This is a genomic window from Ligilactobacillus salitolerans (assembly GCF_003864415.1).
GTDB classification, from domain to species: Bacteria; Bacillota; Bacilli; order Lactobacillales; family Lactobacillaceae; genus Ligilactobacillus; species Ligilactobacillus salitolerans.
The window spans coordinates 1-11,482 of sequence record NZ_BFFP01000006.1 but is presented as its reverse complement, the minus strand read 5'-3'; the positions used below and the strand labels follow the sequence as shown (position 1 = coordinate 11,482).

At 44.1% G+C, this 11,482-nt stretch carries 9 protein-coding genes and 1 pseudogene; 1 reads left to right on the top strand and 9 read right to left on the bottom strand.

Annotation, left to right across the window (positions count from 1 at the left end; all coding sequences use genetic code 11):
* Window positions 1-105 precede the first annotated feature (105 nt).
* From LFYK43_RS02755 to rnz, 5 genes are all read right to left on the bottom strand, one after another.
* Window positions 106-624, bottom strand: coding sequence for an adenine phosphoribosyltransferase (locus LFYK43_RS02755; RefSeq protein WP_124975203.1), 519 nt, complete (start codon window positions 622-624; stop codon window positions 106-108).
* Between the two features lie 29 nt (window positions 625-653).
* Complete coding sequence (gene recJ / locus LFYK43_RS02750; protein WP_124975201.1) at window positions 654-2,978, bottom strand: single-stranded-DNA-specific exonuclease RecJ; 2,325 nt, start codon at window positions 2,976-2,978, stop codon at window positions 654-656.
* A gap of 11 nt (window positions 2,979-2,989) precedes the next feature.
* Window positions 2,990-3,316, bottom strand: a complete 327-nt coding sequence (locus LFYK43_RS02745; RefSeq protein WP_124975199.1) for a LapA family protein — start codon at window positions 3,314-3,316, stop codon at window positions 2,990-2,992.
* Between the two features lie 86 nt (window positions 3,317-3,402).
* A complete protein-coding gene (locus LFYK43_RS02740) occupies window positions 3,403-4,212 on the bottom strand; it encodes an SDR family NAD(P)-dependent oxidoreductase (protein ID WP_124975197.1) in 810 nt (269 codons plus the stop codon).
* Between the two features lie 12 nt (window positions 4,213-4,224).
* Entirely contained in the window at window positions 4,225-5,163 is a 939-nt protein-coding gene (rnz, locus tag LFYK43_RS02735; RefSeq protein WP_124975195.1) for a ribonuclease Z, read from the bottom strand.
* A 408-nt stretch (window positions 5,164-5,571) separates the two neighbouring features.
* Between rnz and LFYK43_RS02730 the strand changes: the two genes are divergently transcribed.
* Window positions 5,572-5,847 carry a hypothetical protein gene (locus tag LFYK43_RS02730; protein ID WP_124975193.1) on the top strand — a complete coding sequence of 92 codons (276 nt, stop codon included), beginning with the start codon at window positions 5,572-5,574 and terminating at the stop codon, window positions 5,845-5,847.
* A 68-nt stretch (window positions 5,848-5,915) separates the two neighbouring features.
* On the opposite strand, the gene LFYK43_RS02725 is transcribed toward LFYK43_RS02730, so the two are convergent.
* The 4 genes and pseudogenes from LFYK43_RS02725 to LFYK43_RS12800 form a co-directional block, all read right to left on the bottom strand.
* On the bottom strand, window positions 5,916-7,832 hold the full coding sequence (locus LFYK43_RS02725; protein ID WP_124975191.1) for an acyltransferase family protein: 1,917 nt from the start codon (window positions 7,830-7,832) through the stop codon (window positions 5,916-5,918).
* A 69-nt stretch (window positions 7,833-7,901) separates the two neighbouring features.
* On the bottom strand, window positions 7,902-9,206 hold the full coding sequence (obgE, locus tag LFYK43_RS02720; RefSeq protein ID WP_124975189.1) for a GTPase ObgE: 1,305 nt from the start codon (window positions 9,204-9,206) through the stop codon (window positions 7,902-7,904).
* Between the two features lie 130 nt (window positions 9,207-9,336).
* A complete protein-coding gene (gene uvrC / locus LFYK43_RS02715; RefSeq protein WP_124975187.1) occupies window positions 9,337-11,106 on the bottom strand; it encodes an excinuclease ABC subunit UvrC in 1,770 nt (589 codons plus the stop codon).
* A 186-nt stretch (window positions 11,107-11,292) separates the two neighbouring features.
* Window positions 11,293-11,482: pseudogene (locus LFYK43_RS12800) on the bottom strand (group II intron reverse transcriptase/maturase); the annotation flags it as partial.

Sequence of the window (11,482 nt, the reverse complement as noted above, 5' to 3'; positions counted from 1 at the left end):
TTCATGACCCCCTTCATATAAGTACTAGTCACACTAATCATCAAAGTATCTCCTAATAAAAAGGACCCGGTTGTCACTTAGACAAACGGATCCCAACCGGCATACTTAATATTTCATCAAACTTAATACGTTATAATCTTTGATTTTATCTCTGCCGTGCAGCTCGCTTAATTCGATCATGAAAGCACACCCGACCACTTCACCGCCAAGCTGGTGAACCAAATCGATCGTTGCGCCGATCGTACCGCCAGTTGCTAACAAATCATCCACAACCAATACTCTTTGACCTGGCATAACAGCATCTTTATGCATGTACAACGAAGATGTTCCATATTCCAAATCATATGAGGCTTCAACTGTCTGGCGCGGCAGCTTACCCTTCTTACGTGCTGGCGCAAATCCAACTCCCAATTCATAGGCAACTGGGCAGCCGACAATGAAACCGCGCGCTTCTGGACCAACGATCATCTCAACGCCCTTATCTTTAGCAAATTGGACGATTTGATCGGTTGCTTGGTGGTAAGCTTCGCCATCAGCCATCAATGGTGAAATATCACGAAATACGATCCCCTTTTCCGGATAATCCGGAATACTTGCAATATAGTTATTTAAGTCTAATGCCATTAAACCTTCTCCTTTAAACCGTGCTGAACTTAACCAGTCTGTTTTTGAACCCATTTGACTAAATCAGCACTCTTACTGTGCAGTAGGATCTCTTGGGTCCTAACTTGCAATTTGCGGGAGTGATAACTGGAGGTCTCCTTTAAATCAACCCGGTGAGCGGCGGGGACGCCTGTAATCAATCCATTCTCTATTTTAACAAATCCCACTTCAAAAAACACCTGAAACATAAAAATCATTAGTTCTTTTGATAATTTCAAGTATTTGGCCATTGCATCCAAGTTGCTTTTAAAATCCAATCCCTTGTGTGCAATAACAAATCGATACAAAGCTGCGAATTCTGCTCTTTTTGGCATGCCAATTTCTGCAAGATCATATTGATGATAAAACAACATATGGATCCTCTTAGCCTGCACGTGACCAAGTGATTTTTGCAGGTCACGCAGATCCTTGGGACAGTCCACCAAAAAGAGATCATTTGTCTGTACACCCTTAGTCTCAGGCAAGATGATGGCTTTTGCCTCACTTGGCAAGTAGCGTTTAACTTGTGCCATGATTTTTTTCTCAAAGAAAGCATAGGTCCCTGGCTGCTGGAAAAGATCAACAGTTAATTTTTTGATCCGCTGATCAATTACCTGAAGCGTAGGCTGCGACTGCGTTAACTTGAGATCAACGATCCGGATCTGCACCGAAGAGCGGCCCTGCCAGACATTTTCTGTTGGGTAGCCTACAAATTCCAAGTCGTTTGGAGATTGCAGGATCTCAGAGAGCTTTTCTGCTCCAATTCCAAAGAAAACCGCCGCAATCTGCTGACCGGCAGATGATCTCAGCAGCAAACGCAAATGATTGTTTTCTTTTCCCATCGGCTTAGCCGTATCGATCTGATACTTGGTGAATTTGAAAACAGGTCGTTTATTACCTTCACCAAAAGGTTCAAGTGCACTCAATATTTTCAAATCATCCAGGCTCAGCCGGCCAAGCTCCACTTTGCCAGCAATATCCAAACTCGGCAATGGCGCATTCTCAACGTTTTGCTGCCCGGCTTCCTGATCTAAAATTTTTTGGACCGTGGAACGATTTTCCTGCTTGATAGTTAATCCGCAGGCCATATGGTGTCCGCCAAAAGAAATCAGCTGGTCACGATGTCCATCTAAAGCTTTAAACAGATCAAACGCTTCGATCGACCGGCCTGACCCTTTGGCCAAACCAGTTTTCGGGTCCACACTTAATATCAGGGTCGGCTTACCAGTCGCATCAACGATCCGGCTCGCAACGATCCCCAAGACACCTTCATGCCAACCCTCACCTACGATCAAATTAACTAAGTGACTATCTTGCTCTTCATGCAGCTGCTCTAAAGCTTCTAGTGTAATTTGACCGACAAGCTCTTGCCGCTGAATATTTAATTGCTGGACCTGTTCAGCAAGTTCGCCGGCTCGCGATTCATCAAAGGTCGTTAATAATTCTACCCCTGGCGCTCCTTTTTTTAATCTGCCTAACGCATTTAAACGCGGAGCGAGGGCAAAGCCAATTGTTTCTGCACTGATCGTCTTCTGGTCGACGCCGGCTTTTTTATAGAGATCCAACAACCCGATTCTTTCAGTCTGCTGCAAGACCTGAAGACCCAAGCTAACCAGCACACGATTTTCTCCTGTCAGAGAAACAACATCGGCAACTGTGCCGATCGCTGCTAAATCAAGCATTTCTTGCGGAACTTCCTCCAGTAACGCAGTGGCAGTTTTAAAGGCGACTCCAGCACCTGATAGATCTGGGAATGGATATTTTTGTTCAGGGTGGCGCGGATGCACGATCGCATATGCCCGCGGCAATTCCTGCGGGAGTTCATGGTGATCAGTGATCACCACGTCCACCCCATGGTCTTGAGCATAGTTGACAGCCTCAGTCCCAGACACCCCATTGTCGACAGTCACGATCAAACCTGCGCCATCTTCGATCAACTTTTGGTAAACCGTCTGATTCGGCCCGTAACCGTCCGTAAAACGGTCTGGAATATAGTATTTCACATCGCCGCCCAGCTGCAGTAACGCCTCATACATGATCGAGGTACTGGTTAAGCCGTCCGCATCATAGTCACCATAAACTACGATCTTTTCGCCTAACATGATGGCTTTTTTGATCCGTTCACAAGCTTTTTCCATATCATGCAAAAGAAATGGATCATTTAACATTTCCAACTGCGGATGGAGAAATTGCTTGATTTTTTCTGGAGTATCATAGCCGCGCGCCGCCAAAATAGCGACTGCTAATTGAGGTTCATTGGTCTGCTCGACGAGTTGTTTAACCTTGGCTGGTTCGGCATTTTTGACAAAATTCCACTGTTTCTGAGATTCAAACACACGATCACTCCTCATTTTTTAACAGTTTGGGCTGGTCCTTTTTGTTGCTGATCATTTTTTTCACTGTTTTTTTCAGAGTAACGCCTGCTGTTGTGTTGAGCAGCAACCTGAGTCTTTAAATTTTTAATTTCTTTTCTCTGCCGCAAATTAGATGAAGTTGAGATCAAGACAGCGATCAAAGCCCCTAACAAAAGCGAGATCACCAAGATCACAACTAGCGGCATAGTAACTTTTGTGAAACCAAAATTAACTGTAACTGCTTGCGCATTTAACCACGAAAAAATCACGACGATCAATAAAAGTACGATTGCACCGATCATTGTCCATTGCTTTTTCATAAGTAGTTCCCTCCCCTGATCTTGTCAGTTGCCTTTGATAAATCTTACCTGCGTTTTAAAGATAAACACCGCTCGTTGTTGTGCGCTTATTTCTTGTTAAACATTGTGCTCGCCAAAAAATCGCCGGCTCTTGGAAATACGCGGTATGCGTGAGCCGCAGCTTCCATCAGCAGCGGCCGATTGATCTCTCGTTTACTAGTCCCGATCGTACTGACAATTTTTGCGGCTAATTTTTCCGGTTCCAAGACTAACCCCGAAATACTATCCAGATAGTGCCCGCTTTTATCCGCGTAATCAAAGAAATGAGTCCTAATTGGACCTGGATTGACCGTTAAAACTGAGATCCCTAAGGGTTTTAATTCCAAGCGGATCGCATTTGAATATGCCAATACAGCTGCCTTGCTGGCGGCATATACCGCAGATTTAGGCGTCTGGATCTTAGCTGCGATCGAGGCGATGTTAATGATCGCACCTCTATGACGTTCGGCCATCTGCAGGGCAGTATATTTAGTCATATACATTGCCCCTAAGACATTGACCCGAAACATTTTTTCTGCAATATCCATAGAGAAATCTAACATGTTTTCCATCAATCCAAAACCTGCATTATTAACTAAAACATCGATTGGCCCAATTGTTGTCTCAACGTCAGCGACGACTTCTTCGATCTGGGTTGGATCACTAACATCTAGTTCATAGGCAAATGCCAGCCTGCCGGAAATTTTGCGGCAGACTTCTGCTACCTTTTCCAACTTGTCTTTGCGACGAGCACAGACTACTACGATTGCCTTTTTCATCGCCGCTTGATAGGCGATTTTTTCGCCTAAACCAGAAGATGCACCCGTTATTACAACGATCCGGTTACGTAAGCTTTTAAGTTCTTGATATCCGTTCATCTAACTTCACTCCTATTTTGCTTGAAAAGGAACTGAAATCACGTCAAAATCTTTAACTACTTTCGTATTCTTAAACACTGTCTGGGCATCATGTTGTAAAGCTTTAACCATCGGTCCGACATAACGCGCTGAAATATGTGTCAGCAGCAAATGCTTAACACCGGCAGAGCGGGCAGCCTCTGCGGCCTGAAGACACGTCGAATGGTAATAAGCATGCGCAAGTTTAGCATCATCTTTACCATAGGTACTTTCATGGACCAAAACATCGGCATTTTGCGCTAATTTTACAATGTTAGGTGTGACACGAGTATCGCCCAGGATCGTGACCACGCGCCCGCGTTTTGGTGTCCCGATAAAATCAACTCCGCGGATCTGCCGACCATCAGGCAAGGCGACTGTTTCGCCCGCTTTTAAGCGCCCATAAATTGGTCCTGCGGGAACATTTTGTGCACGTAATTTATCAACTTGCAATTCTCCAGGATAATCTTTTTCTTCGATCCGATAGCCAACGCAATCGATCCTATGATCCAACTTCTTGAAAGAAACCTTGAAGCGATCATTTTCAAAAATTTGACCTTCTGAACCTAGTTCCACGAACTTTAAACGGTAGCCAAGCTTCGTATTTGAGACACGCAGACTTGTCCTGACAAAGTTTTCCAGGCCGGCTGGTCCATAAATCGTCAACGGTGTCGGGACCTCTCCATTTTGAAAGGAGCGGCTGCTCAAAAAGCCCGGTAAGCCAAAAATATGATCACCATGCAAATGCGTGATAAAAATCTTCGTGATCTTGCGTGGACGGATCGTTGTCCGGAGGATCTGATGCTGAGTAGCTTCACCACAATCAAACAGCCAGACTTCATTGATCTCTGGCAGTAATTTTAAAGCTGTTGCAGTGACATTGCGAAATTTACCGGGCGAACCTGCCCCAGTTCCTAAAAATTCGATTTCCATAAACTAAATATCCTATTCTAACTGTGATTTTATTGTGTCCGCAACTGCTAACGCATTCCAAAAAGTGCTGGCGGAGTTATTTTTTTAAAGTAAAAATCTTACTAACCGTTTACCATTTTATCATTCTTTACGCTAAATTTAAAAACAAATAATTCTTCTTGCAGGTAAAAGCCTATCTTAGCGGAATTTAGAATTGATCAGCAGAGTTCAAAGTCGATCTGCTCCTACTTAAAGATACGCAAAAAAAGCAAAAAAATTGCAAAAAAATTTTAAAATCACCAAATTTTTTCTACCGACCCTAAATTGTCCTAAAATTACAGTCTTAACTGCAAGCAAGTTTAGGCAATGGAGGTACTTATTTAGCTGAACCACTTTTGGTATAATCAAGACGAATGGAGGAAACCTGCAATGCAAGTCAATGATTTTATCAGCAGTACAGCTAACTTAGAACCTGAGCTGGAGTTATTCTTGGAGGTTGGCTCAACTCCAAAGGCTCTGAGCACGATTGAACGCTACGAGGACTGTGTGATCCTGGTCACTGGTAGGACAGCTCTTCGGCTCAAAGAGATACATTCTTCTTTAAGCTCAGTCCCGCTGACTGCAAAAATCCGGCTCAAGGATGAGACTGATGTTGCACCCTTATTTGGCTTTCGCCGAGTAGATAACCAGCTTTATTGTAAATAAAAACAAACACGCTGATAATTGCTGTCCTCTGCTCTCTTGAGTTTTAGACTACAAATCAGCGTGTTTTTTTATTTGAGCATCTCATGGGTCACAAAATTGACAAAATACGGCAGACCATCCACATTGGGGTGCACCCGATCAGAATAGAACCACTCTGGGTGATTTTGACTATAGCTATGCCAGTCGATCACATGTAAGTTTGAATATTTCTTTTTGGCTGAAACTAACGCTTGGTTCACTTGGTCCTGCCATCTTTTTGTCGGCACTTGAACGTTGATCCAATAGACTTGACGTTTAGGCCCCAGCAGATGCATGATCTGCTCCATGTCATTATCAGTAAAAGGACCGTTCGTACCCAAACTTAAGAGGACCGTGTCAGAAAGTTTTCCTTTACGTATCAAATCTTGTAAGATCGGGATCGCTTCTCTGACCTGACGTCCAACTTTGGCATCCACATACATCTGTGGAAAGAGCCCCTGCATCGTTTGCGAGGCGTCTGCTAAAACAGAATCACCCACAGCAGTGACCGGCAGTTGTTGTGCCTGTTTACGTTCAGCATCAGTCAAGACATACTTACCATTCTTATCAACAGACTCAGCTTTAGCTTGCGTCTTCTTTTGACTTTGTTCCTGCTTTTGCGAGCTAGCTGCAGAATTGCTTTTTGCTTGGGCCTTTTTTTGACTGGAAACGACCTTGTTTTTTTGCTTTGCTTCCTGACTATTATGATCGATCACATTTTGCAAAGTCGTTGAATCTCCGTTAGAGACACTAGCGCGTGGCTCATCAATTGCTCCCCAAGCAGCAACAGCAACTATCAAGGTCGCAGCCACTGCCCAGATTCTTTTCCAACCATACGGGGAATCTTTGACACAAACTTCTTTTAAAACTTTGAAAGTTCTCGAGTAGTCGAAATGCTGCAGCGGCCGTTCTAAGAAACGGTATGATAAATCGCTGATCACCAGGATCAAAGCAATTTCGATCACCGCGTTTAAAATCGGGTGGTCTGCAAGGTTGGAAGATTTTTGTTCATAAAAAATCATGATTGGATACTGGTATAAGTATATTCCATAACTGCGTTTCCCGATCCAGCTAAAGACCCGATTGCTCATCAACCTGTCGATATCCGCTCCCGGATGAGCAATCGTAGCCACCAAAAGCATTGCCAACAGTGAAAAGAAGAACATGCCGCCCAGATACAGCAAGTCATTTTCGCCATCCATCGTGAAAAACATCCAGACGATCAGCAGTAATGAGCCCAGACCGAGACCATCCAAGAACAAGCGCGGCCCGCTTTGCAAGTTTTTCTTTAATTTGGTGCTGGGCCATAAGAATGCTAAAGCTGCTCCCAGCAAAATCGAAAAAATGCGGGTGTCCGTGCCATAATAGATCCGCGAAGGATCTTGGTTAGGACTAAACAAAATAATCATCCAAATTGCTGACACAAAGGCACTGATCAAAACGATATCAAAATTTGTCTGCCGTGAATGGACAAACTTTAGCAGCAAAATGACAATGATCGGCCAAAATAAGTAAAACTGTCCTTCGATTGAAAGCGACCACAAATGTGTAAACGGAGACTGGTTGCCAAATTTATCAAAATATGATTCGTGGTTGGCAACTTGAAACCAGTTGTAGACGTAAAAAACATTGTTGATGATCACGTCACGCAATTTTCCTAAAGATGCACGCGCAAAAATCGTGATGAATGCCGCCGTGGTCAGGACCATGGTCAATAATGCCGGATACAGTCGTTTCATCCGGCGAGCATAAAATGCACGGATATCAATTGTTCCGTTCTGTTCATATTCCTGCAGCAGTAGATCTGTGATCAAATACCCCGAAACAACGAAGAAGATTGGTACCCCTAAAAAACCGCCTTTCATGTTATACGGAAATAGGTGGTATAAGATGACCCCGACCACCGCTAAAGTTCTGACCCCATCAAACCCCGAGATGTACCTGCTCTTCTGTAATCTTTTTTTCATCAAAATCCCGTCCGTTAAAATTATTGCTTCTTTCAGACTAAAATCGCCTGAGGAACTACGCAATGTTCACTACTCCATAAATTCAAAACTGAATTTGCCAATACGAACCGTATCGCCGCTTTTAGCTCCGCGGGCACGCAACTCATCATCCACGCCCATCGCCCGCATTTGTCGAGCAAAGCGCATGACACTTTCATCATGTTCTAGGTTAGTCATCTTAAATAGATTTTCAAGTTTTTCGCCGCCCAGGACCCAATTTGCCTCAGGGTCACGCGTCAAGGTAAACGGCTTTTCATCTTCAGCAGTGAATTTATAAGTTACATCATCCTGATCTTGCTCAGGCTGCTCGGTGATAAATGCTGGTGTCCGATCCAACAGATCTGCCGCTGCCGCAGTCAATTTTTGCAAGTTGTTATGAGTGATCGAGGAAATCCCGATCACTTGCGGTGTCTGGCTCAAGGTCTCATCTTCTTGCAGCTTCTCTTTAAACTGAGCTAGGTTTTTTTCGGAATCAGGCAGATCCATCTTGCTGGCAGCAATGATCTGCGGTCGATCCAGCAATTGGGGATCATACTTAGCCAATTCACGGTTGATCTTTTCAAAGTCATCAAAAGGATCACGGCCTTCAAGGCCAGACATATCAACAACGTGAACAATAACACGTGTGCGTTCAACGTGGCGCAAAAACTGGATCCCCAAACCAACTCCAGTGGAGGCGCCTTCGATCAAGCCAGGCAGATCTGCCATTACAAAGTCTCTTCCATCATCCAATTGGACCATCCCAAGATTAGGGACCAGCGTTGTAAAATGATACTCTGCAATTTTAGGCTTTGCACTAGTTACAACTGATAAAAGGGTCGACTTCCCAACTGAAGGAAAACCTACCAAGCCAACATCTGCAAGCACTTTTAACTCAAGACGCAAATTTCGCTCTACGCCAGGTGCACCATTCTCAGCAATTTCAGGCGCGGGATTTTTAGGGGAAGCAAATTTGATATTTCCGCGTCCGCCGCGTCCCCCTGCCGCTACGACAAGCTCTTGGCCATTTTCGACTAAATCGCCTAAAACTTCACCTGTGTCAGCATCATGAACCGTTGTTCCTTCAGGGACTGCGACGTAGAGATCATCTGCCTTACGCCCATACATTCCCTTGATCATCCCGTTCTGGCCGGCTTTAGCCTTAAAGATCCGGTGATAGCGAAAATCCATCAAGGTCCGCAAACCTTCGTCAACACGTAAGATGATGCTGCCGCCATGACCGCCATCGCCGCCGGCTGGTCCGCCGTTGGGTACATATTTTTCGCGCCGAAAAGCCACCATTCCGTCGCCGCCTTTTCCGGCCTTCACTGATATCTTAACTTGATCTACAAACATTTAATAATCACCTTTCTCAGCAACACTGAGTTATTTACGGATGTCACTTGATCTCACAGTCAAAGCCGGACTTCCTGCCCCACTATATCAGCTTTGACCGTTAAAATCAAAAGCAACTCTAATAAAAGTACTATTTTAAGCTTAATTTAATCGTTTGTGCAACCTTTTTTGAGATTCCGATCTCTTCCAAGTCTTCCAGCGAAGCTGCACTAATTTTCTTGATCGATTTGAAATTCTTCAGTAATTTGGTACGAGTCTTCGGTCCGACCCCTTGAATCTGCTCTAAGCGTGAAGACAAGGAGTTTTTAGAATGCACTTGCCGGTGAAATGTGATCGCAAAACGATGAACTTCATCTTGGATCCGCTGCAACAGATAGAAACCTTCGCTTTTTGGATCTAACCCGATTTTTTGATCATCTTCAGTCATTAAATCAGCTGTTTTATGGTGCGTGTTTTTGACCATTCCAGCCACCGGCAAGTCGAGCCCAAGCTGGTTACGCAGGGTTTCTTTGGCCGCGTTGACTTGAACCACGCCGCCATCCATTAAAATTAAATCAGGCAAAGCAGCATGTTCCTTTAAAAGCCTGCTATACCTGCGATAAATAACTTCCTGGGTACTAGCAAATTCATCGGCATTTTCAACGGTCTTTAACTTATACTTGCGATACTCGTTTTTATCCGGCCGCCCGTCTAAAAAACTAACCATCGCTGACACAGGATCTTGACCTTGGATGTGCGAATGGTCGAAAGCCTCGATCCGATGTCCATTCGGTAATCCCAAAGCATCTGTGATCTCATTCATCGCTCCCACAGTTTTACGGTCATCTAATTCCAATAAGCGGAATTTTTCTTCCAGGAGCAAACGAGCATTTTTTTGCGCCATGTCCATTAAATCTCGTTTTTGCCCGCGTTGTGGAGTCCGCACAGGAACGCCCAAAATCTGGGATAAAATATCATGTTCCATTTCTTTGGGAACCAAGATCTCCTTAGGGAGGATCCGATTTTTTTGGTTATAAAACTGCAAAATAAAGGAAGCTGCTTCATTAACAGGCGTATCTATACACGGGAACAGCCGCTTTTCCCGCTTCATCAAACGTGCCTGGCGGATAAAGAAGATCTGAATTGACAACCAGCCCTTATCCATATAAAAAGCAAACAAATCACGCGGCGTATTGTCGTTAGAGATGATCTTTTGCCGCTCAACCGTCATTTCTACATAGTGGATCTGATCGCGTAATTCAGCGGCACGTTCATATTCCATGTTTTCAGCTGCTTTTTGCATTTGATTGGTCAATTTGCGTTTGATCCCCGCCACGTTACCATGCAAGAATGATTTGATCTTCTTGATCTGTGCAGCGTATTCACTCTGGGGGACCTCTCTGAAACATGCACCTAAACATTGACCCATATGATAATAAAGACACGGTCGTTTCTGATAGCCATGGCACCTGCGCAAGGGGTAAACCTTCTGCAAGAGCTGCATTGTTTCAGTTGCCGCATAAACATTAGGATACGGGCCAAAGTAAGAACCGCCATCGTGCTTGACTTGACTTGCGATCTCTAAAGTTGGATCTTTTTCATTGGTGATCTTAATGTAAGGATAACCTGTTCCGCGTTTGAGCTTAATATTATAATAAGGTTTATGCTTTTGGATCAGAGTGATTTCCAATAAAAAAGCTTCCTTGTCAGTCGAGGTCACGATCGTTTCAAAATCGCGGATCTCAGAGACTAACTTGGCAGTTTTTCCTTCATGCGAACTTTTAAAATATGAACGGACCCTATTCTTAAGATTCTTAGCTTTACCAACATAAATGATCTGACTATTGATGTCTTTCATCAGATAGCAGCCTGGCATGTCCGGCAGCAACTTCAATTTATTCTCGATGTGTTGAGTTGCCATTTCACTTTTCCCTTCTCTTCTGTCTAAATAAGCAGGTTAATTATACCGCGTTCTAGGGCTGATTCACAATCATTTGCGCCAGTTTTTACAGGTAACATCCTGGCTGCTAATCGGGTAGGAGATAGTTCACACTATCGACCTCCCACACCACCGTACGTACTGAACCGTATACGGCGGTTCAACAACTTAAGCTTTTGCTTGAATTGACTGATACAACTGGGACATGTTTAATAGTCCTCGCTGTGTCAGTCTTTTGTTTGTTATGGATATACACAGTGTTTTACTATGCGCATTGCGCCAGTACCCTTTCCGTGTATTCACGTAGATTTTAGCTTCTTTACGGCTCATACCTAATCTGACCAGTGCTTTGAAACGG

Excerpts from the sequence above, each read along its gene's own strand:
- uvrC (WP_124975187.1), bottom strand. The coding sequence starts at position 11,106 with ATGGCAACTCAACACATCGAGAATAAATTGAAGTTGCTGCCGGACATG.
- LFYK43_RS02745 (WP_124975199.1), bottom strand. The coding sequence starts at position 3,316 with ATGAAAAAGCAATGGACAATGATCGGTGCAATCGTACTTTTATTGATC.
- rnz (WP_124975195.1), bottom strand. The coding sequence starts at position 5,163 with ATGGAAATCGAATTTTTAGGAACTGGGGCAGGTTCGCCCGGTAAATTT.
- obgE (WP_124975189.1), bottom strand. The coding sequence starts at position 9,206 with ATGTTTGTAGATCAAGTTAAGATATCAGTGAAGGCCGGAAAAGGCGGC.
- LFYK43_RS02730 (WP_124975193.1), top strand. The coding sequence starts at position 5,572 with ATGCAAGTCAATGATTTTATCAGCAGTACAGCTAACTTAGAACCTGAG.
- LFYK43_RS02755 (WP_124975203.1), bottom strand. The coding sequence starts at position 624 with ATGGCATTAGACTTAAATAACTATATTGCAAGTATTCCGGATTATCCG.
- LFYK43_RS02725 (WP_124975191.1), bottom strand. The coding sequence starts at position 7,832 with ATGAAAAAAAGATTACAGAAGAGCAGGTACATCTCGGGGTTTGATGGG.
- LFYK43_RS02740 (WP_124975197.1), bottom strand. The coding sequence starts at position 4,212 with ATGAACGGATATCAAGAACTTAAAAGCTTACGTAACCGGATCGTTGTA.